The organism is Streptomyces sirii (assembly GCF_045690365.1).
GTDB classification, from domain to species: Bacteria; Actinomycetota; Actinomycetes; order Streptomycetales; family Streptomycetaceae; genus Streptomyces; species Streptomyces sirii.
The window spans coordinates 2,890,798-2,912,079 of record NZ_CP147982.1 but is presented as its reverse complement, the minus strand read 5'-3'; the positions used below and the strand labels follow the sequence as shown (position 1 = coordinate 2,912,079).

The window sequence follows — 21,282 nt, the reverse complement described above, 5'->3', positions numbered from 1 at the left end:
TCAGGCGGCCCCTCGGGGTGGATCAGGGGTGAAGGCGACGGGGACGTCGAAGGCGGCCCGGCGGGTGGCGCGGCGCAGAGCTTTGAGGACCGTGCCGCCCAAGGTGAAGGTGAGGATCACGGTGACCAGGGCGCGGGGCAGGTCCCAGCCGAGGGAGGTGGCAAGGCAGTAGGCGATATAGCGGGCGAGGTTCTCCGCGAGCGGATCGCCCGGGACGAACGAGACCCCCGAAGCCATGCCGGCGATATAGGGCCACCCCTGGAGGTTCATGATGAGGCCGTAGAGGACCGCGGAGACCGCGCCGTAGGCGGCGAGCATGGCCAGCTCACGGCGGCCGCGCAGCCGGTCGGGCCCCGGCAGCAGGCCGGCGCCCATCGACACCCACCCCATCGTCAGCATCTGGAACGGCATCCATGGGCCGACTCCGCCGGTCAGCAGGGCCGACGCGAACATCGCCACGGAGCCCAGCACAAAGCCGAATCCGGGCCCGAGCACCCGGCCCGACAGCACCATCAGAAAGAACATCGGCTCGATTCCGGCCGTCCCCGCGCCCAGCGGGCGCATCGCGGCTCCGGCCGCGGCCAGTACGCCGAGCATGGCGATGGCTTTGGAGTCCAGGCCGGTGTCGGCGATGGTCGCGACGACCACGGCGAGCAGCAGCGGCAGCAGCGCGGCGAACAGCCAGGGCGCGTCCTTGGAATGGGCGAGGCCGGAGGCGGAATCGGCGAGCAGCGGCCATCCGAAAGCCATCACGCCGATGGCTGAGACAAGGATCAGTGCGGCGACGGACCGGGGGCCGAGCCGTACTGCCCGGGCCTGACGGCTCGTGCGGAGGCCGGAGCCGGCACCGGAGCGGGAGTCGGGGTCGGGGTCGGCGCCGGAGCGGGGGCGGCTGCCGTCAGGGTGCTGTGAGAGCGACGTCGAGGTCATGCGGTGGCCTCCAGGGCGTGGGCCACCTGAGGAACGGTCAGCCAGGGCAGTGGAGCGAGCACCTTGGCGACCTGCGGAGCAAAGGAGGGAGAGGAGACGACGATCTCGTCGGTGGGACCGTCGGCGACGACCTCACCGTCCGCGAGGATCACCACGCGGTGTGCCAGCTCGGCGGCGAGTTCCACGTCGTGAGTGGCCAGGATGATGGCGTGGCCGTCGGTGGTCAGGGTGCGCAGGACTTCGATCAGGCGGGCCTTGGCGGCGTAGTCCAGGCCGCGGGTGGGCTCGTCGAGGAGGAGCAGCGGAGGACGAGCGGTCAGTACGACGGCGAGGGCGAGCGCGAGGCGTTGGCCCTCGGACAGATCACGGGGGTGGGCGGAGTCCGGAACATCGGGCAGCAGCCGGGTCACCAGGGCCCGGCAGCTGCCGGCGGGGGCGGCCGCGTCCTGGTCGGCCATGGTGCACTCGGCGGCGACGGTGTCCGCGTAGAGGAGGTCGCGAGGTTCCTGGGGAACCAGCCCGACGTGCCGCAGAAGGGCGCGGGGGCTGGTGCGGTGAGGAGCGGCGCCGCCCACGCGGACCGTACCGGCGGACGGCTGGTGCATGCCGACGAGGGTGCCGAGGAGCGTGGACTTTCCCGCACCGTTGCGCCCCATCAGGGCAACGGTCTCGCCGGCCCGGACGTTCAGATCCACCCGATACAACGCGTCCATCTGGCCCCGGCGAACACCGAGCCCGGAAACCGCCGCGACGGCATTCGTCCCGGCACCTGGCGATGTGGCTCCGGGGGCCGGCGCCGGGCCCGGGGGCGAGGCCGGGGCCGGGACCGGGGACAGGGTGGACCGTGGGGAGCCCGAGCCTGTCCCTGGTGCCGGTGGGGTCACGCCCGTGAGGCGTTCGCGGAGGGTGGTGGCCTTGCGGCGGGCGTCGCGGACGGTGAGGGGCAGGGGCGACCAGTCAGCCAGGCGGCCGAGGGCGACTACCGGGGGGTGGACGGGGGAGATGGCCATGATGTCGGCGGGCGTTCCCATCACGGGGGCGGCGCCGGGGGACGGGAGGAGGATGACCTGGTCGGCGTATTGGACGACGCGCTCCAGGCGATGTTCGGCGAGCAGGACGGTCGTACCGAGGTCGTGGACCAGGCGCTGGAGTACGGAGAGCACCTCTTCGGCGGCGGCCGGGTCGAGGGCCGAGGTCGGCTCGTCGAGTACCAGGACCTTGGGGTGGGTGGTGAGGACCGAGCCGATCGCCACCCGTTGCATCTGGCCGCCAGAGAGGGTGGTGATGGCGCGGTCGCGCAGGTCGGCCAGGCCCAGCAGGTCCAGGGTTTCCTCGACGCGGCGGCGCATCACGTCGGGGGCGAGCCCGAGGGATTCCATACCGTAGGCGAGTTCGTCCTCGACGGTGTCGGTGACGAAGTGCGCCAGCGGGTCCTGGCCCACGGTGCCGACGACATCGGTGAGTTCGCGTGGCTTGTGGGTGCGGGTGTCGCGGCCGTCGACGGTGACGCGTCCGTGCAGGGTGCCGCCGGTGAAGTGGGGGACCAGTCCGCAGACGGCGTTCAGGACGGTGGACTTGCCGACGCCGGACGGGCCGACCAGGAGGCACAGTTCGCCTTCGGGGACGGTCAGGTCGATGCCCTGGACAGCGGGTGCCGCGGCGTCCCCGTAGGTGACCGAGACCTGCTCGAACCGGATCACTGGGTCGGCTCCTTCGTGTACGGAGGGGGATCGTCGGGGTGGCTGTGGCTGTGGCTGTGGCCTTCGCCGAGGCCGTGACTGCGGCTGCGGAGACGCCGAGGGTTGCCGCCGTCGTGGCCCGTGCCCGTACGGCCCGTATCGCGATCGCCTGTCCGGTCAGTACCCCGACCCGTACCCTGACCCCGACCCGTACCCCTACCCGTACCCCTACCCGAGCGTTCCCCGTGGCCGGTTCGGCTGCCGCGCTCCCCCATGCGCTCCGGCCGGGCGTCGCCGCGCCGCGCTCGTTCCGTCGGCCTCGGGATGGGGGCCACCACCGCGGGGAGCAGCCCCAGCAGTACGGATGCCGCCGGCCAGAGCGGAAGCACGGGGGTCGTGAGAGGGACGGCCGGTGGGTGGAGAGCAGCCGGTGCGTAGGTGTTCGCCCAGATCATCAGGGTGGCTACGGCGATGCCGGAGCCGGCGACGAGCCAGGCCCGCGGGCCCCAGCGTTCGGGGCGGTAGCGGGTGCGCAGGGAGCGGCGGCCGCCGAGCCACAGGCCGGCGAGGGCGGCGGCCAGCCCGGCGAGGAGCAGCGGCAGACCGTAGCCGGCCCCGGTGCCGCCGAGCAGGCCGTAGGTGCCGGCGCAGATGCCGAGCAGACCGCCGAGGGTGAGGGCGGAGGTGAGGCGACGTACGGCGCGAGGTACTTGGGCGCTGCGGCCGTAGCCGCGTGCGTCCATGGCCGCGGCCAGGGCCACCGAGCGCTCCAGCGCGCCTTCCAGTACCGGCACGCCGACCTGGAGCAGTGCCTTGAAGCCGCGGTCGGGGCGGCCGCGCAGCCGTCGGGCGGCGCGCAGCCGCTGGACGTCGGCGACCAGGTTCGGCGCGAACGTCATGGCGACGACGACCGCCACCCCCGCCTCGTACAGCGCGCCGGGCAGGGACTTCAGCAGCCGCGACGGGTTGGCCAGCGCGTTGGCGGCGCCCACGCAGATGAGGAGGGTGGCCAGCTTCAGCCCGTCGTAGAGCGCGAAGACCATGCCCTCCGCCGTGACCCGCCCGCCGATCCGGACGCCCTTCGCCCAGTCGGGCAGCGGCACTTCGGGCAGTGTGACGAGGGTGTGCGTACCGGGGATGGGGGAGCCGAGGACGAAGGCGAAGGCCAGCCGAACGGCGATCACGACCAGGCCGAGCTTGACGAACGCGCCGTAGGAGCGGGCCCAGGGCGCGTCCGTGCGCCGCGCCGCGACGACATAGCCGGCCACGCCCACCAGCAGCCCCAGCAGCAGCGGGTTGGCGGTGCGGGAGGCCGCGGTGGCCAGGCCGAGGGCCCACAGCCACCAGGCGCCGGCGTGCAGCGCGGTGGTACGGGTCGCCTGCGGGGCGCTCATCCGCGCCGGCGGCGCGCCTGCCACACGGCCGCCGCGCCCAGAACGACGACGGCCGCGACACCGCCGAGCAGCCCGGCGGACGGTCCGCCGTCAGCCCCGGAGCCGGCCCCCTCCACCCCGTTCGCACCCTGCCCGTCGGCGGACTTCTTCGGGTCGGCGGACTCCTTCGCCCCGCCCGATCCGCTCACCTGGTCCGCGCACCCCGTCTCCGGATAGCCGGCGATGGCGCACAGCAGCGCATTGGGGTCGTAGCGCAGCTGCCGGGCAACCGCGGCCAGCGCCTCGCCCGCCGACGCGTCCTCGGCCACCTGGGCGCACTCCGTCCGCGTCTGCGGCGGCCGCTCGCCACCCGGAGCGTCCGCCGCGGTACCGAAGTCGATGACGATGCCGATCCGCTTGCGGCCGTCCTTGGCGGGCGTCTCGCGGCAGATCGCGTCGAAGTCGGCGGCCGCACGCGGCTTGCCGGCCGCGGCCGAGTCGGCGCTGACGGTGAAGCGGAAGCCCTCGACCGCGCCATCGGCCGGGCGCACGGTGGCCGGCCCCTGGGTGGCGTAGGCCCAGGAGCCGCCGCGCTCGCCGTCCCAGAAGGACCAGTAGCGGTACTCCTGCGCGTGGGCCGGCCCGGCGGCCAGCCCGGTGACCGTGCCGGCCAGCAGCAGCGCGCCGGCGATCCGGGTGCGCCGCATCGGCTGCGGCAGCTGCCTCGGCCGCATCAGAGTTCGTTCTTCTTCTTACGGCCGCTCAGCAGGAAGCCGATGCCCGCGCCGAAGGCGAGCGCGACCCCGACGACCCACCAGACGTTGACGCCGCTGTCGCCGTCCTTGTGGTCCTCGGTGCCCTCGGCGGCCGGCGAGGCGATACCGGCCGGCTTGGGCCCGGTTGCGTTCAGCGCGGCCACCAGGTCGCTGCCCCCGAAGGAGCGCGGGTCGGTGCCGGTGGCGTGCGCGGCGAGCACCAGCTGGGCGTACGCGGCCGGGCCGTTCTCCTTCGCCCAGCCCGCGGCGTTCTTCTCCAGCCACTTCAGCGGCTTCCGGGCCGCGGCCCCGTGCGACCCGGCCGCGAGCGCCACCACGGCGTCCGCGGTGTTGCCGACATCGGGCTGCTTCTCCTGGCCCGGCATCGCGGAGAGCAGATGCTGTCCGTTCCGGTCGAGCTGGGCGACGAGGTAGGCGGCACCGCCGTCCGCGGCCGACGCCGCATCACTGGACTTCGCCGGCTTGCCGTCCTTGCAGGTCAGAGGCTTGACGGGGGTGTCCGCACCCTTCTTGGCCGGTGCGACGACAAAGCCCTTGCCCAGCGCACCGGTCGCGGCGGCCGCGGTGGCGTCCGCGTTCGGCGCCGCACCCTTGAGCTGGAAGGTGAACGCGCCGCGCTCGCCCTCCTTCACCGCGCAGCCCAGCTGGAAGGTGAGCAGTGCGTCGTAGGGGGTCTTGCCGCCCTTCTTCGACGTGACCGACTCCGGCTTCTCGCCGGCCGCCGTGAGCGCGCCGATGACGACGGAGGTGGAGTTGGCGTCGCTGGCCGAGCCGGCCATCGAGCTCCAGCCGCCGTCGTCGTTCTGCACCGTCTTCAGCCAGCTCACGGCCTTCTTCACGGTCTCACCGTGCCCGCCGAGCGCGGCCAGCGCCTGCACCGCGGCGGCCGTCTGGTTGGTGTCCCGCATGGTCTTCGCGTCACAGGGCTGCTTCGGCTCGGCGCGGAAGGCGGTGAACGAGCCGTCGGCGCACTGCTGCCCGACCAGCCAGTCCACGGCCGACGCCGCCGGCCGTACGCCGACGGTGTCCTGCGCCAGCAGCGCGAGCGACTGCCGCCAGACACCGTCGTACTGCGGGTCCTTGGTGCCGTACAGCCCGTCGGGCAGCTTCTCGGGGGACGCCGGCGGGGCGGCCGCGGGCTCCGCGAACGCGGCGGGGGCGGTGGCCGTGCCCAGCACCGCCACGGCCGCCAGCGCCAGGGCGGCGCGGCGTGCCAGGAAGGCGACGGGGTGCGTCGAAGGGGCCTGGGGAGCCATGGAAGCCATGGGGGCCATCGGGTCGGTGCCTCTCGGGTCGGGTCGCGGCGGTGGAACGCAGCCGCGCTCGGACGACCGCCGAACGCCGATCCTGCGATCGGGCGCGGTGGCACCGGGCTCAGCTCCGTATACCTCGACGGTGCCGCGCGCCGGACCGTCCGCGCGGGCGGCGGTTCCGGTGGCGGGAGCCTTGGTCGTGCCCCAACGGGTGCTCCGGCTCGTACGGCCACCAGCGCCGCGCACTGCGCGGGCCGACGGCCGTCCTCACGGTTGCGGGTCAGCGCCGGATTTCCACCGGCTTCCCCCGATCGGGTACGGATGAAGTTGTCCCGCACACCTTAACCGGCGCCCGGACGGGGCTCGCCCGCACGTACGAGCCGGGGAAGGCCGAAGGCGGCGAGGTGCGTCACACCTCCCTCGCGCTTCACACCGCCCGGTACGTCGCCGGATCGGAGCCCGGTACCCGCTCCACGCCCCCCTGCTTCACCAGGCGGCGCAGATGTGCCTCGGCCTCCGAGACGGCGATGTTCCGGGAGCCGTACGGGATCTGTTCCCACGGACGGTTCCACTCCATGGCCACGGCGAGCTGCCAGGGGGTGCGGGGTTCGCGGAGCAGTGCTCTCAGTCCGGAGAGCCGCTCTTCATGGTGGGCGATGAGCTCGCGCACGCGCCCCTCGGCGTCGGTGAAGGCGTGCTGGTGGGCGGGCAGTACCTCGGCGGGGGCGAGCCGGCCGACGCGTTCGAGGGAGGCGAGGTAGTCGCCCAGGGGGTCGGTGACCGTGCTGTCGTCCGGGTCCCCGTACAGGCCGATGTGCGGGGTGATGCCGGGGAGGAGGTGATCGCCGGAGAAGAGCCGGCCGAAGCCGTGCGCCCGCCCACCCGGATGCTCCTCCTCCAGGTGCAGGCACACATGCCCCGGTGTGTGCCCCGGTGTCCAGATGGCGCGCACCCGGCGTCCCGGCAGGTCGAGCAGTTCGCCGGGCTCGATCCCGCGGTCCGGTAGCGCGGCCCGTCGGCCGGGCAGCCTCCGGCCGCGCCCGCTGGTGCGCGCCTCCCGCAGCGGTGCCAGATGATCGTCCGGCGCGCCCGCGCCCGCGAGCTTGGCGATCAGGTAGTCGAGCCACTCGCCCGGCTCGGCCTCGCGGGTCCGGCGGACCACGGCGGTGTCCGCGGCGTGCATCGCGATCCAGGCGCCGGACGCCTGCCGCACCTTGGCGGAGAGGCCGTGGTGGTCGGGGTGGTGGTGGGTGATCAGGACGCCGTGGAGATCGGTGAGGGCGAAGCCGCAGGCGGCGACGCCCGCGACGAGGGAGTCCCAGGAGTCCGGGTCGTCCCAGCCGGTGTCGATGAGCACCGGTCCGCGGTCGGTCTCCAGGAGGTGGACGAGGGTGTGGCCGAGCGGGTTGTCCGGGATGGGGACGGCGATGCTCCACACCCCGCTCCGGTGGTCGATCACCTGCGTGGTCATCCCGGTCCCCTCTCGGTGTGGCATACACCCCGTCACCCCGCACCTGCCCTCTCACTATAACTAGAACTGGTTTCAAGGCGCTTGAAGTCGCCTTTGGTGGGCGGTGGTTGGGATGGTGGTGGGGATTCGGTCAGCGCCGTGGACTCCTCCAACTAGAACTGGTATCAGTTTCTGACGTGGTGAACCGAGCGGCACCGAGGCGATCGACTGACACGGCGTCACAAGTCGGCGCGGTGGTGCAGCACATGCCCCTCACGCGGTCCGCGTCGGTGCGCACCCACATCGGACAGGCGGCCAACCCGCAGGAGGCGGCAGCGATGAGCGACCTCGTCGAGCACGGAAAGCTCTACATAGGCGGACAGCTGGTCGATCCGGCCGGCCGGGACACGATCGAGGTCGTCTCACCGCACACCGAACAGGTCATCGGCCGCGTCCCGCACGCCTCGCGGGCCGATGTCGACCGTGCGGTGGCCGCGGCCCGTACGTCCTTCGAGTCCGGGGTGTGGGCGAACGCCCCGCTGGCGGACCGGATCGCGGTGGTGACCCGCATCAAGGACGCCTTCGCCGCGCGCAGCGAGGAGATCGCCAGGGTCATCAGCTCCGAGAACGGCACCCCGTTCACCTCCGGCGTCATGGTGCAGTCGCTGGCCTCGGTGCTGGCCTGGGACTCGGCGCTCACGGTGGCCCGCACCTTCGAGGGCGCGGACGGCGGCGCTCCGTTCGAGGAGCGGCGGGCCGGCGTGCTGGGGCCGATCCGCGTACGGCGGGAGCCGGTCGGGGTGGTCGCGGCCGTGGTGCCGTGGAACGTCCCGCAGTTCACCGCCGCGGCCAAGCTCGCCCCCGCCCTGCTGGCCGGCTGCTCGGCCGTGCTGAAGGTGTCACCGGAGACCCCGTTGGACGCGTACCTCCTCGCCGAGATCGCGTCCGAGGCCGGACTGCCGGAGGGTGTGCTGTCGATCCTGCCGGCGGACCGCGAGGTGAGCGAGTACCTGGTCGGGCACCCGGGAGTGGACAAGGTGTCGTTCACCGGATCGGTCGCGGCGGGCCGGCGGGTCATGGAGGTCGCGGCCCGCAACCTCAGCCGCGTCACACTGGAACTGGGCGGCAAGTCCGCGGCGGTGATCCTGCCGGACGCGGATCTGGACGCGGCGGTGGCCGGCATCGTGCCGTTCGCCTGGATGATCAACGGCCAGGCCTGTGTGGCCCAGACGCGGATCCTCGCGCCGCGCAGCCACTACGACGAGATCGCCGAGCGGTTCACCGCGGCCGCCTCCGCGCTCACCGTAGGCGACCCGCTGGATCCGGCCACGGAAGTGGGCCCGCTGGTCGCCCGCCGCCAGCAGCAGCGCTCGCTGGACTACATCGCGCTCGGCCAGCAGGAAGGCGCCAAGGTCCTGACCGGCGGCGGCCGGCCGAAGGGGCGGGACACGGGCTGGTACGTCGAGCCGACCCTCTTCGGCGAGGTCGCCAACTCGATGCGGATCGCCCGCGAGGAGATCTTCGGCCCGGTGATCTGCCTGCTGCCGTACGACGACGAGGCGGCGGCGGTGCGGATCGCCAACGACTCCGACTACGGGCTGTCCGGCTCGGTGTGGACCTCCGACGTCGACCGCGGCATCGACATCGCGCGGCAGGTGCGCACCGGTACGTACTCGGTGAACACCTTCAGCATCGACATGCTCGGCCCGTTCGGCGGCTACAAGAACTCCGGTATCGGGCGGGAGTTCGGCCCCGAGGGCTTCGGCGAGTACCTGGAGCACAAGATGATCCACCTGCCGGCGGGTGCCTGATGGGGGACCGCTGGCAGGTGGAGGTGGACCGGAGCGTCTGCATCGGGTCGGGGATGTGCGTCGGCGCGGCACCGGACGGCTTCCGGCTGGACACGGCCCGTCAAGCGCACCCCGTCGCGCCGGAGGCGGAGGCCGCCGAGAGTGTGCTGGCGGCGGCCGAGGGGTGCCCCGTGGAGGCGATCATCATCACCGTCGCCGGTAGCGGCGAGGCGGTCTTCCCGCCGGAGGAGTGAGCGGCTCGGGGTGGGGCGAGGGGCTTGGGGGCCTTAGGGGGTGGGGGCGGCGATCCCGTAGGGGTTCGATGGGCCCCCTACGGGCCAACTACCCGCGCGGACCGCGGGGCGAACCTCGACCGACCCGGCACGCCCCTACCGCGCCCCCTCCGGTGCCGTCAGGTCGATCAGGCGGCAGACCGTCTCGATGTCTATCTTCACCTGGGCGATCGAGGCCCGGCCCGACAGCCAGGTGATCAGTGCCGAGTGCCAGGTGTGCTCGATGACCCGTACCGCGGAGAGCTGCTCCGGAGTGGGCGGGGCGTCCAGCCCCATCGCGTCCAGGATGATCGCCGTCGTCAGCCGGGAGACGGTGTCCACCTCCGGGCTCACCGACCGGTCGGCGAAGGTCAGCGCGCGCACCATCGCATCCGCGAGGTGCGGTTCGCGCTGCAGCGCGCGGAACGCCCGCATCAGGGTCTGGGCGACCCGCGCGCCCGGATCCTGCTCCGACGGCGGGCGCTTGCGCAGCGTCTCGTGCATGTGCTGGAGCTGGTCCTGCATGGTGGCGACCAGCAGATGCACCTTGGAGGGGAAGTAGCGGTAGAGGGTGCCGAGCGCGACGCCCGAGGACTCGGCGACCTCGCGCATCTGCACGGCGTCGAAGCCGCCGCGGGACGCCAGCTTGGCGCTGGTGTGCAGGATGCGGCGACGCCGGGCCTCCTGACGCTCGGTCAGGGGAGGACTCGCGGGAAGCGCCGGCTTGGCCGCCTTGGATTCCGTAGTCATATTTCCCATTCCATGGCATTCCGTCCGCGATGCGGTGAGTGCCGGTGGTTCGATCGGCACAGCATGGCAGGGGGGCGGGTGGTGGCGCGAATCACCTGGTGCGGCTCTTTTCGCATCGGTCCTGGCCGGTAGATTCGAAGCTCGGTGAACTGATCAGTAGCCCGTCAGTTCTGTAACTTGTTCTAGATTACCGCCAGCGGTTACGCTCCGGCGAAAGTCCAGTGAGAAGGGGGCCGAGCGTGACCGCAGAGGCCGTCCAGGCAGCCGCGCCTCGCCCCGCAGAGGCCTCCTCGGCCTCCGCCCCGACGAACGACGGGCGTCCCCTGCGCATCGCGATGCTCACGTATAAGGGGAACCCGTTCTGCGGCGGACAGGGCGTCTATGTACGCCACCTCTCGCGCGAGCTGGCCCGCCTCGGCCACACCGTCGAGGTGATCGGCGCCCAGCCCTACCCCGTCCTCGACGACGGTGTGGAGCTGACCGAGCTGCCGAGCCTGGACCTCTACCGCCAGCCGGACCCGTTCCGCACGCCGGGGCGCGGTGAGTACCGCGACTGGATCGACGCCCTCGAAGTGGGCACGATGTGGACCGGCGGCTTCCCCGAACCGCTCACCTTCTCGCTGCGTGCCCGGCGCCATCTCGCCGCCCGCCGCGGCCAGTTCGACGTCGTCCACGACAACCAGACCCTCGGCTACGGCCTGCTCGGCGGCCCCGGTGTGCTCGGCGCCCCGCTGGTCACCACCATCCACCACCCCATCACCGTCGACCGGCGGCTCGACCTCGAAGCCGCCGACGGCTGGAAGCGCCGGGCCTCGGTCCGCCGCTGGTACGGCTTCACCCGGATGCAGAAGCGGGTCGCCCGGCGGCTGCCCTCCGTACTGACCGTCTCCGGCTCCTCCCGCCAGGAGATCGTCGACGACCTCGGGGTGAACCCCGGCCGCATCCACGTCGTCCACATCGGTGCCGACACCGACCTGTTCTCGCCGGATGCCGCCGTCCCGGAGGTGCCGGGCCGGATCGTCACCACCTCCAGTGCGGACGTCCCCCTCAAGGGGCTGATCCACCTCGTCGAGGCGCTCGCCAAGGTGCGCACCGAGAACCCCGACGCCCATCTGGTGGTCGTCGGCAAGCGCGCCGACGACGGGCCGGTCGCCGCCGCCATCGAGCGGCTCGGGCTCTCCGGCGCCATCGAGTTCGTCAAGGGCATCAGCGACGGCGAACTCGTCGATCTCGTCCGCGGCGCCCAGGTCGCCTGTGTCCCCTCCCTCTACGAGGGCTTCTCGTTGCCCGCGGCCGAGGCGATGGCCACCGGGACCCCGCTGCTGGCCACCACCGGCGGCGCGATCCCCGAGGTCGCCGGCCCCGACGGCGAGACCTGTCTCGCGGTGCCCCCCGGCGACGCCGACGCGCTCGCCGGCGGACTGCTCCGCCTCCTGGGCGACGAGGCGCTGCGCCGCCGGCTCGGCGCCGCCGGCCGGGAGCGGGTACTGGCCCGCTTCACCTGGCGGCAGGCCGCCATCGGCACCGCCGAGCGCTACCGCGAGGCGATCGCCCTCCAGGGCGCCGCCCGCACCCTGCGCACCTAACCCGCCCCACTGCCTTCAGCTGTTCGCAGCCACCACCACCAACCGCCGGACGAAAGCAGAACCCCGTGCTGACCGTCGACTTTTCCCGTTTCCCGCTCGCTCCGGGCGACCGCGTGCTCGACCTGGGCTGCGGCGCCGGCCGGCACGCCTTCGAGTGTTACCGGCGCGGCGCGCAGGTCGTCGCCCTCGACCAGAACGGTGAGGAGATCCGCGAGGTCGCCAAGTGGTTCGCGGCGATGGAGGAGGCGGGCGAGGCTCCGGCGGGCGCCTCCGCCACCGCCATGGAAGGCGATGCGCTGGCCCTGCCGTTCCCCGACGACAGCTTCGACGTCGTGATCATCTCCGAGGTGATGGAGCACATCCCGGACGACAAGGGGGTGCTCGCCGAGATGGTGCGCGTCCTGCGGCCCGGCGGCCGGATCGCCGTCACCGTGCCCCGCTACGGCCCCGAGAAGATCTGCTGGGCGCTCAGCGACGCCTACCACGAGGTCGAGGGTGGCCATATCCGCATCTACCGCGGCGACGAGCTGCTGGGCAAGATGCGTCAGGCAGGCCTGGAGCCCTACGGAACGCACCACGCCCACGGGCTCCACAGTCCCTACTGGTGGCTCAAGTGCGCCTTCGGGGTGGACAACGACAAGGCGCTGCCGGTGCAGGCGTACCACAAGCTGCTGGTCTGGGACATCATGAAGAAGCCGCTGGCCACCCGGCTCGCCGAGCGGGCGCTCAACCCCGTCATCGGCAAGAGCTTCGTCGTCTACGCCACCAAGCCGCATCTGCCCGAGGCGCCGGCCGCCGCCCCCGCCGAGCCCGCCCGCCGCTCGACCAAGTCCTCCGCCAAGTCCTCCGCCAAGTCCTCCGCCAAGGCCTCCGCCGGGGCCGCCAAGTGACGAGTCCCGGGCGTACCGAACGGCTCGTCCTGCCGGGGGTGCTCACCGCTGAACAGGCGGCCGCCACGGTCGCCGGCATCCTGGCGACCCAGCGCGAGGACGGCGCGATCCCCTGGTTCCGGGGCCACCACCTCGACCCGTGGGACCACACCGAGGCCGCCATGGCCCTGGACGCGGCCGGCGAACACGAGCGCGCCGAGGCCGCGTACGACTGGCTGGCGCGCCACCAGAACCCGGACGGTTCCTGGTATGCGGCCTACGCCGACGGTGATGCCGAAGCGCCCACCGACCGCGGCCGGGAGACCAACTTCTGCGCCTACATCGCGGTCGGCGTCTGGCACCACTTCCTGTCGACCGGCGACGAGACCTTCGTCGACCGCATGTGGCCCGCGGTCTCCGCGGCGATCTCCTACGTCCTGGAGCTCCAGCAGCCCGGCGGCGAGATCGGCTGGAAGCGCGAGGACGACGGCACCCCCGTCAACGACGCGCTGCTGACCGGCTCGTCCTCCATCTACCAGGCGCTGCGCTGCGCCCTCGCGCTCGCCGAGCAGCGCGAGGAGCCGCAGCCCGACTGGGAGCTGGCGGTCGGCCGGCTGGGCCATGCGATACGCAGCCACCCCGAGCGGTTCCTGGACAAGGGCCGCTACTCCATGGACTGGTACTACCCGATCCTGGGCGGCGCGGTCCGCGGCGAGGCGGCCCGGGAGCGCATCGACGCCTCCTGGGAGAGCTTCGTGGTCCCGGGGCTGGGTGTGCGCTGCGTACTGCCCAACCCCTGGGTCACCGGCGGCGAGAGCGCGGAGCTGGCGCTCGCCCTGTGGGCCATGGGGGAGTCCGAGCGGGCCGTGCAGATCCTCAAGTGGATACAGCATCTGCGCGCCGAGGACGGCATGTACTGGACCGGCTACGTCTTCGACGACGACGCGATCTGGCCGCGCGAACTCACCTCCTGGACGGCCGGTTCGCTGCTGCTCGCGGTCGCGGCAGTGGGCGGCGACGAGGCGACGACGTCGGTCTTCGGCGGCGAACGGCTGCCGACGGGGCTCGATCCGGACTGCTGCCGGTAGGCGCGGCGCGGCTTCGGCCGCGCGGCATCAGCGGCCCCGGCGCGCCGCGAATTAGGACACCCCGGGGCCGCGATGCGCACTACTGTGCGACGCATGGCTCTCCAAGGCTCCCTCACCCACGAGGAATACTGCGCCCAACTTCTCGCCGAGACCGCCGAGTTCCGCGAGATCCTCCGCGGCGCCGATCTGTCGGCGACCGTGCCGACCTGCCCCGACTGGACGCTCGCCGATCTCGCCCGGCATGTCGGGGGTGCGCATCGCTGGGTCGGCACCCTCGTCGCCACCCGCGCTTCCGAGAACGTCGACCCTGCGGACGTCCCCGAGAGCGCCGGGCCCGAGGGCGAGGACGCGGTGGCGCTGGACGCCTGGCTGACGGCGGGCGTCGAGCAGACCGTGGCCGCGCTGCGGGAAGCAGGCCCCGACGCCAAGGTGTGGAGCTGGACGACGGCCCACCACGCGGGGTTCTGGGCCCGCCGGATGGTCCACGAGACGGCCGTCCACCGCGCCGATGCCGCGCTCACCGCCGGCGTCCCCTTCGACCTTCCGGCGCCGGTCGCCGCGGACTGTCTGGAGGAGTGGCTGCAGATCGGCGAACTGCCGGCGGTGGTGGCCCGCTTCGCCGAGCGCGGGCGCAAGGCGTTCGGCCCCGGCCGGACGATCCACGTCCACGCCACCGACGCCCCGCCCGAGCTGAACGCCGAGTGGCTGCTCGATCTCACGGGGGAGGCGCCCTCCCACCGGCGCACCCACGAGAAGGCCGCGGTCGCGCTGCGCGGCAGCCTCACCGATGCCCTCCTGGTCCTCTATCGCAGGCTGCCCGCCGACAGCGACCGGGTGGAGGTGCTGGGCGAGCGGGCGGTGCTCGACCAGTGGCTGGAGTGGGCGAGCTTCGGGTGAGCGGCCGGGCCGGGTTCAGGAGTTCAGCTCGGCCAGCACCCGCAGGGTGTGCGGGTCCGGCGCGGTGACCAGCAGGTCGGTGACCGGGCCCGTGCGCCACAACTCCAGCCGCTCCGCGATCCGTTCACGCGGGCCGACCAGGGAGATCTCGTCGGCGAAGGCGTCCGGCACGGCGCGTACGGCGTCCTCCCTGCGGCCTTCGAGGAAGAGCCGCTGCACCCGCCGGGCCTCCTCCTCGAAGCCCATCCGCGCCATCAGGTCGGCGTGGAAGTTCTTGGCCGCGTGGCCCATTCCGCCGATGTAGAAGCCCAGCATCGCCTTGACCGGCAGCAGCCCCTCGGCGACGTCGTCGCAGACCACGGCGCGCGCCATCGGGGCGATGAGGAAGCCCTCGGGGGCGTGCGCCAGCGACGCCCGGTAGACGTCGGTGCGCTGCGGGGACCAGTACAGCGGCAGCCAGCCGTCCCCGATCCTGGCCGTCTGGGCGATGTTCTTGGGGCCCTCCGCGCCCAGCAGGACCGGCAGGTCGCCGCGCAGTGGATGGGTGATGGGCTTGAGCGGTTTGCCGAGGCCGGTGCCGTCCGCGCCCCGGTAGGGGTGGGAGTGGAAGAGCCCGTCCACCTCCACCGGCCCCTCACGGCGCAGGACTTGGCGGATCACCTCCACGTACTCCCGGGTGGCGGTCAGCGGGCTCTTGGGGAACGGCCGTCCGTACCACCCCTCGACGACCTGCGGCCCGGACAGCCCCAGGCCCAGCAGCACCCGTCCGCCCGAGAGGTGGTCGAGGGTCAGGGCGTGCATCGCGGTGGCGGTGGGGGTGCGGGCGGCCATCTGCGCGATGCCGGTACCCAGCCGGATACGGGAGGTGTGGGCGGCGATCCAGGTGAGCGCGGTGAAGGCGTCCGAGCCCCAGGCCTCCGCGGTCCACACCGAGTCGTAGCCCAGCCGCTCGGCCTCGCGGGCCAGTTCGAGGTGCCGGGGGTCGGGGCCACGTCCCCAGTAGCCCAGTGCCAGACCGAGTCGCATGCCGATCGCCTCTCTCCGACGGTGCCGCCGACCGCTCGCCGGCCTGCTTCTGACGCGGCGTCAGATACGGGTTTCCGGCGAACTGTACGGCGGCCTCGTGGGCAGTGCAACGGCCCCCCGCCCGCGAGGGGCGAGGGGCCGCGAAAGGACCGCTGCGCGTCCGGTCGTCCGCCGGGCTCTCGCCCGGCGGCCCGTCCGGTGTCAGCCGCGCTGGATGCCGGTGGTGTCCTGCAGGACGCCGCGCCGGCCGTCCTGGGTCTGCGCGATCAGGGCCTGACCGCGCTGCTCCACCGCGAGGTACCAGGTGCCGGGCGCCAGTTCGGCGATCGGCGCCGGGGCGCCGTCCTCGCCGTACAGCGGACGCGCGACGGGCACCGCGAACCAGAACGGCGCGAAGTCCGCCGGGCTCCCGGCCGCCGGGGTGGCGCCGGCCGGACCGCCGGCCGTGGCGTCGACCGGCGCCTGCTGGCCGTGGGTCTGGCCCGCCTGCGGCTGCTGGCCGCCCGGGTAGCCGTAGCCCTGGCTCGCCTGCTGCTGCTGCGCGCCGGGGTAGCCGTAACCCGGGGTGGGGCCGGCCCCGTACGGGGCGGCGGCCGGTGCCTTGGGGGCGGGCATCAGGGCGACCTTCAGCGCCGGGACGAGCGGCGTGGCTACCGCGCCGCCGGCCAGGATCAGCGCGGCGATCAGACCGAGGATCAGACCGGCGCCGGCGTTGTGGGAGTCGATGATGGTCCAGAACGCGGTCCACGCCGCGAAGATGCTGAGGGCGACGCCGAACTGCCCCAGGTCGAGCCCGGCGATCTTGCGCGGCTGCGGCAGCGCACGGCTGGCGACGATGATCGCTGCGCCGATCACACCGGCCAGGTACACGCTCATGAGGGTCGACAGCACGTCCCAGGCGTTGACGCTGCTGTAGCTCTGGGCCTCGCAGTACTTGGCGAGCGGGCCGGAGCAGTCCGGGCCGCCGGTGGAATCGAGGAACGAGGCGATGAACAGCAACACCGCTGCTCCGATCACCACGCCGTCGCCTCGAGTGAGGGAGCGGATGTTCACGTAAGGGTCCTTTGTCTCTTTCGTGGGTCTGGTCGTCGCTGTCGCGGTGCGAGGCACGGCGGTGGCCACCCATCGTAAAGGGGAACCTATCGCCGAATCCGGCGGGTCGTCGTGTTCGTTTCCGCGTGCTATCGGACGGTGCATCGGATCCGCACCGCGGGCCCGTATCGGCGGGTATCGGATCCGGCCGCGGCGGTCGCGGTCAGTGCGTCAGGAAGTCCGTAATGCCCTCGGTGATCCCGAGGGCCGCTTTCTGCCGCCACTTGGGATCGGTCAATTGCGCGGCGTCCTTCGGATCGCGCATATTGCCGCACTCGATGAACACCTTCGGCACCGTGGAGAGGTTGAGGCCGCCGAGGTCGGAGCGCACGTCGAGGCCCGTCCCGTCCCCGATGTAATTGGACGGATCGCTTCCGGTTACCGCCATGAACCGGCGGGCCAGCCCTTCGCCGAGCCGCCGCGAGGGCTTGACGATGTCGGAGGTGTCCGCCGAGCCGGCCGTGACGCGGGCGGGCAGGATCACGTGGAAGCCGCGGTTCCCGGCGCCCGAACCGTCGGCGTGCAGGGAGAGCGCGGCATCGGCGTGCGCCTTGTTCCCGATGGCCGCGCGCTCGTCCACGCACGGCCCGTACGGCCGGTCGCCGTCCTGGGTGAAGACGACCTTGGCGCCCCGGCGTTCGAGGAGCGTGCGGGCCCGGCGGGCGACGTCCAGGGTGAAGGACGCCTCCGGGTAGTCGTCGTTGGTGGCGGTACCGGTGGTGTCGCACTCCTTGCGCTCGTTGCCGATGTTCACCAACCGGGCGATCTCCCGGCCGTGGTCGCGGTTGTGCGGATTATGGCCGGGGTCGATCGCCACGGTCCTGCCCTTGAGGCTGCCGCGCGGCGGGCCGGCCGTGCCGGAGCCGTCACCCGGGGTGTGTCCCCGCCCGTCCGTGCCGTCGGGGGAGCCGCCGTGCCCCGCCGTGCCGGCGGCCGCCTCGTCGTCGGCGGACCGGCCCGGTGCGGGCTGCCCGGCTCGTGGCGGCTCGCCGCCCGACGACCGCCAGAACAGCCAGCCCCCGAGGCCGACGACCACCACCGCCACCAGCACCAGGAGCAGGGTGCCGCGCAGGCGGCGGGGCGGGGGGAAAGTGCTGCCGTTCGACACGTTCGCGATGGTAGCCCGCTCAGATTCCGGCGCCGGTGCGCCGCAGGACGTGCAGCGACCCGTGCGCGGAGATCTCGGTGAAGGCGCCGGACTCCAGCGCCCTGCGGTAGATGCGGTGCGGGGCCTGGCCGCCGTCCGCCGGGTCCGCGAAGACGTCGTGGATGACCAGCAGCCCGTCGGGCGCGATCTGCGGGGCCCAGCCCTCGTAGTCGGCACGGGCGTGCTCGTCGGTGTGCCCGCCGTCGACGAAGACCAGGCCGACCGGCGCCTGCCACAGGGCCGCGATCTGCGGCGACCGGCCCACCAGGGCGATCACCTGATCCTCCAGCCCGGCGGCGTGCAGGGTGCGGCGGAAGGTGGGCAGCGTGTCCATTCGGCCGACTTCGGGGTCGACGACGGAGGGGTCGTGGTACTCCCAGCCGGGCTGCTGCTCCTCGCTGCCCCGGTGGTGGTCGACGGTGACGGCCATCACCCCGGCGCCGCGCGCCGCGTCGGCGAGCAGGATGGTGGACCGGCCGCAATAGGTGCCGACCTCCACCAGGGGCAGCCCGAGCGCCGCCGCCTCGACCGCCGCGGCATACAGGGCGAGCCCCTCGTCCACGGGCATAAAGCCCTTCGCCGCCTCGAACGCGGCGAGGATCTCCGGTCGCGGAGCGGGCTGAGCCGTGGGAGCGGACATGGGCTTCCTCCAGGTGGTGCGGTCAGATGGCTCATCGTGCCGTACGAGGTGGGGCGGGTGGTGCGGGGGTCTGTTGTGGGGCTTATGAGGTATGGCATAGGGGCGTAAGGCGTATACGGATATCGGAACGGGGGCGCATTTCCCGCTGTCCGCTCTTCCGTCCGAGGGGCGCAGGTCCCGGCATCTGCCGTTTGACGCCCGTTCCCGTCGATTTTCGGCGGCCGTTTCGCCGATGCCCGAAAGCGGCGAATCCGTGTGGGCGCGGGGAGGCTGCCGGGGAAAGGCGAACCGGCCCGGTAGCGGAATTTCACCCGCCGTTTCCGGGCCCCGCTTCCGGGTCCGCTTCTCCGCTTCCGCAGGCTCACTCCCGGGCCGGCTGCCGGCTCCGCCCGACCCCGAATCCCGCCGCATCCGACCTTCCGTCAGATTGGAACGTGTTCTAATCTGCCCCGCATGGGCATCGGAATCACACAGGAGCACCGTGACCTTGCCGAGGCGGCGGGCGGCTGGGCCGCACGGGCCGTACCGCCCGAGGAGGTGCGCAAGCTGCTCGACGCCGCGCCCGGGCGCCACGGGCGGCCCGCCTACTGGGACGGGCTCGCGGCGCAAGGGCTGCTCGGACTCCATCTCCCCGAGGCCGACGGCGGAGGCGGCGGCGAACTGCTCGACCTCGCCGTCGTGTTGGAGCAACTGGGCCGCGCCGCGCTCCCCGGCCCGTATCTGCCCACCGTCCTCGCCGCCGAACTGCTGCACCGCGCCGGCGAGCACACTCTCGTACGGGCCCTTGTCGCCGGCGAACGGATCGCCGCCGTCGCGTTCGGTCCGGGCTCGCTCACCGCCGCTGAGGCCGCCGACGGCTACGTCCTGGACGGCACCGCGCCCCCGGTCCTCGCCGGCGCCGACGCCGATCTGATCCTGCTGGCGGGCGAAGGAGCCACCGGACCCGTCTGGTGCGCCGTCGACGCCGACGCGCTGGACGTACGTCCCCAGGAGAGCGCCGACCCGACCCGGCCGACCGCCGAGGTGCGTGCGGAGGAGGTGCGGGTGCCCGGCGAGCGGGTGCTGGCCGTCGACGGCGCCCTCGTCCGGGACCTGGCCGGGGTGCTGTTCGCCGCGGAGAGCTGCGGAACGGCGGCCTGGGCGCTGCACACCGCCGCCGCACACGCCGCCGTACGCGAGCAGTTCGGCCGTCCGATCGGTCAGTTCCAGGGGGTCAAACACCTCTGCGCCGACCTGCTCGTGCGCTGCGAGCAGGCCCGTGCCCTGGTCTGGGACGCGGCCCGGGCGCTGGACCAGACGCCCGAGGTCCGCGGACTGGTCGCGGCGCTGGCCACCGCCACCGCCCTGGACGCCGCCTTCAGCTGCGCCAAGGACTGCATCCAGATCCTCGGCGGCATCGGCTTCACCTGGGAGCACGACGCCCACCTCCACCTGCGGCGGGCGACCGCGGCCCGCCAGCTGCTGGGCGGCGGCGACACCCACCGGCTGCGCGCCGCCCGCTACGCCGCCGACGGCGCCCGCCGCGCGCTGCGCCTGGAACTCCCCGCCGAGGCGGACGAGTACCGCGCCGAGGCCCGTACGGTCGTCGACGGCGTACGCGGACTGGACCCCGCGGCGGTACGCCGGGCGCTGGCACCCACCGGCTATGCCGCGCCGCACCTCCCCGAGCCCTACGGCCTGGGCGCCGGGCCCCTCCGGCAGCTGGCGATCCAGCAGGAGTTGGCCGCCGCCGGGGTCAAGATCAGCGATCTGGGCATCGCCACCTGGGTGGTGCCCTCCCTGATCGCCCACGGCACCCGGGAGCAGCAGCAGCGCCTCATGCTGCCGACGCTGCGCGGAGAACTGCTGTGGTGCCAGCTGTTCTCCGAGCCGGAGGCCGGTTCCGACCTGGCGTCGCTGCGGACCCGCGCCGAGCGGGTGGACGGCGGCTGGCGGGTCAACGGCCAGAAGGTGTGGACCTCGGCGGCCCAGTGGTCGAGCCACGGGATCCTGCTCGCCCGCACCAACCCGGACGCGCCCAAGCACAAGGGGCTGACGTTCTTCCTCGTCGACATGGCGACCCCCGGCATCGAGATCCGGCCGCTGAAGGAGATCACCGGCGACGCGCTGTTCAACGAGGTCTACTTCGACGATGTGCTGCTGCCGGCCGACGCCGTGGTCGGCGAGGTCGACAACGGCTGGCGGGTGGCCCGCACCACCCTGGACAACGAACGCGTCCACATGGCCGACCAGTTGACCTTCGACACCGGTCTGGAGGCGCTCCTCGACCGCGCCGACGGACTGGACGCGTCGGTACACGTCCGGCTCGGCGCGCTGGCCGCCGAGGCGCACGCCCTGGGCTGCATCGGGCTGCGGACCACGCTCCAGCAGGTGTCGGGCCTGGAACCGGGCGCCGGCGCCAGCATCCGCAAGCTGGTGCAGACCCCGCACCAGCAGAAGGTCGCCGAACTGGCGCTGGAACTCCTCGGCCCGGCCGGCGCGGTGCGCGAGGGCGTTGGCGAGCGGGCGCTGCACGGCTTCTTGATGTCGCGCTGTCTGACCATCGCCGGCGGCACCACCCAGGTGCAGCGCAACGTCGTCGCGGAGCGGCTGCTCGGCCTGCCCCGCGACCCGGAGCCCCGTCCCCTCATGTGACGCACCGCAGCCCCTTCATCTGCCGCACCG

The 21,282-nt window shown here is 73.1% G+C and carries 18 protein-coding genes and 1 riboswitch; of the genes, 7 read left to right on the top strand and 11 right to left on the bottom strand.

From position 1 onward, the window contains the following. The 6 genes from WAB15_RS13100 to WAB15_RS13075 form a co-directional block, all read right to left on the bottom strand. Entirely contained in the window at positions 1 to 930 is a 930-nt protein-coding gene (locus WAB15_RS13100) for an ECF transporter S component (RefSeq protein ID WP_407286322.1), read from the bottom strand. Continuing rightward, a complete protein-coding gene (locus WAB15_RS13095; protein ID WP_407286321.1) occupies positions 927 to 2,630 on the bottom strand; it encodes an ABC transporter ATP-binding protein in 1,704 nt (567 codons plus the stop codon). Before WAB15_RS13095 ends, WAB15_RS13100 begins: the two co-directional genes overlap by 4 nt. After that, complete coding sequence (locus WAB15_RS13090; RefSeq protein WP_407286320.1) at positions 2,627 to 4,003, bottom strand: energy-coupling factor transporter transmembrane component T; 1,377 nt, start codon at positions 4,001 to 4,003, stop codon at positions 2,627 to 2,629. Before WAB15_RS13090 ends, WAB15_RS13095 begins: the two co-directional genes overlap by 4 nt. Further along, positions 4,000 to 4,689, bottom strand: a complete 690-nt coding sequence (locus tag WAB15_RS13085) for an SCO2322 family protein (protein WP_407289216.1) — start codon at positions 4,687 to 4,689, stop codon at positions 4,000 to 4,002. Before WAB15_RS13085 ends, WAB15_RS13090 begins: the two co-directional genes overlap by 4 nt. A 26-nt stretch (positions 4,690 to 4,715) precedes the next feature. Next, positions 4,716 to 6,032: a prenyltransferase/squalene oxidase repeat-containing protein gene (locus WAB15_RS13080; protein WP_407286319.1), complete on the bottom strand. Its 1,317-nt coding sequence runs from the start codon at positions 6,030 to 6,032 to the stop codon at positions 4,716 to 4,718. Between the two features lie 167 nt (positions 6,033 to 6,199). After that, positions 6,200 to 6,342, bottom strand: a riboswitch (cobalamin riboswitch). 96 nt (positions 6,343 to 6,438) lie between these two features. After that, entirely contained in the window at positions 6,439 to 7,482 is a 1,044-nt protein-coding gene (locus WAB15_RS13075; protein WP_407286318.1) for an MBL fold metallo-hydrolase, read from the bottom strand. Between the two features lie 317 nt (positions 7,483 to 7,799). Between WAB15_RS13075 and WAB15_RS13070 the strand changes: the two genes are divergently transcribed. Together WAB15_RS13070 and WAB15_RS13065 are read left to right on the top strand one after the other, a co-directional pair. After that, positions 7,800 to 9,272: an aldehyde dehydrogenase gene (locus WAB15_RS13070; RefSeq protein ID WP_407289215.1), complete on the top strand. Its 1,473-nt coding sequence runs from the start codon at positions 7,800 to 7,802 to the stop codon at positions 9,270 to 9,272. Further along, complete coding sequence (locus WAB15_RS13065; RefSeq protein ID WP_407286317.1) at positions 9,272 to 9,505, top strand: ferredoxin; 234 nt, start codon at positions 9,272 to 9,274, stop codon at positions 9,503 to 9,505. The genes WAB15_RS13070 and WAB15_RS13065 overlap by 1 nt, the downstream gene beginning before the upstream one ends. A gap of 135 nt (positions 9,506 to 9,640) precedes the next feature. Here the strand turns inward: WAB15_RS13065 and WAB15_RS13060 are convergent, their stop codons facing one another. Continuing rightward, the gene (locus WAB15_RS13060) at positions 9,641 to 10,273 is read right to left on the bottom strand and encodes a TetR family transcriptional regulator (RefSeq protein ID WP_399149842.1); all 633 of its coding nucleotides are present in this window, start codon (positions 10,271 to 10,273) and stop codon (positions 9,641 to 9,643) included. A gap of 239 nt (positions 10,274 to 10,512) precedes the next feature. On the opposite strand from WAB15_RS13060, the gene WAB15_RS13055 reads away from it, so the two are divergent. From WAB15_RS13055 to WAB15_RS13040, 4 genes are all read left to right on the top strand, one after another. After that, positions 10,513 to 11,859 (top strand): glycosyltransferase family 4 protein, encoded by a 1,347-nt coding sequence (locus WAB15_RS13055; RefSeq protein WP_407286316.1) that lies wholly within the window; start codon positions 10,513 to 10,515, stop codon positions 11,857 to 11,859. A gap of 65 nt (positions 11,860 to 11,924) precedes the next feature. Then, complete coding sequence (locus WAB15_RS13050) at positions 11,925 to 12,749, top strand: class I SAM-dependent methyltransferase (protein WP_407286315.1); 825 nt, start codon at positions 11,925 to 11,927, stop codon at positions 12,747 to 12,749. Next, positions 12,746 to 13,816, top strand: a complete 1,071-nt coding sequence (locus WAB15_RS13045) for a prenyltransferase/squalene oxidase repeat-containing protein (RefSeq protein ID WP_399149845.1) — start codon at positions 12,746 to 12,748, stop codon at positions 13,814 to 13,816. Before WAB15_RS13050 ends, WAB15_RS13045 begins: the two co-directional genes overlap by 4 nt. Before the next feature lie 93 nt (positions 13,817 to 13,909). After that, positions 13,910 to 14,713 carry a maleylpyruvate isomerase family mycothiol-dependent enzyme gene (locus tag WAB15_RS13040; protein ID WP_407286314.1) on the top strand — a complete coding sequence of 268 codons (804 nt, stop codon included), beginning with the start codon at positions 13,910 to 13,912 and terminating at the stop codon, positions 14,711 to 14,713. A gap of 15 nt (positions 14,714 to 14,728) precedes the next feature. Here the strand turns inward: WAB15_RS13040 and WAB15_RS13035 are convergent, their stop codons facing one another. From WAB15_RS13035 to WAB15_RS13020, 4 genes are all read right to left on the bottom strand, one after another. Then, positions 14,729 to 15,739, bottom strand: a complete 1,011-nt coding sequence (locus tag WAB15_RS13035) for an LLM class F420-dependent oxidoreductase (protein ID WP_407286313.1) — start codon at positions 15,737 to 15,739, stop codon at positions 14,729 to 14,731. Positions 15,740 to 15,940: 201 nt separating this feature from the next. Further along, complete coding sequence (locus WAB15_RS13030; protein ID WP_407286312.1) at positions 15,941 to 16,792, bottom strand: DUF5336 domain-containing protein; 852 nt, start codon at positions 16,790 to 16,792, stop codon at positions 15,941 to 15,943. A gap of 202 nt (positions 16,793 to 16,994) precedes the next feature. Further along, positions 16,995 to 17,939 (bottom strand): N-acetylmuramoyl-L-alanine amidase, encoded by a 945-nt coding sequence (locus tag WAB15_RS13025; protein WP_407286311.1) that lies wholly within the window; start codon positions 17,937 to 17,939, stop codon positions 16,995 to 16,997. A gap of 19 nt (positions 17,940 to 17,958) precedes the next feature. Beyond that, on the bottom strand, positions 17,959 to 18,618 hold the full coding sequence (locus tag WAB15_RS13020) for a class I SAM-dependent methyltransferase (protein WP_399149850.1): 660 nt from the start codon (positions 18,616 to 18,618) through the stop codon (positions 17,959 to 17,961). 453 nt (positions 18,619 to 19,071) lie between these two features. Here WAB15_RS13020 and WAB15_RS13015 point away from each other — a divergent pair, with 453 nt between their 5' ends. Beyond that, on the top strand, positions 19,072 to 21,252 hold the full coding sequence (locus WAB15_RS13015; RefSeq protein WP_407286310.1) for an acyl-CoA dehydrogenase: 2,181 nt from the start codon (positions 19,072 to 19,074) through the stop codon (positions 21,250 to 21,252). Positions 21,253 to 21,282: the final 30 nt, after the last annotated feature.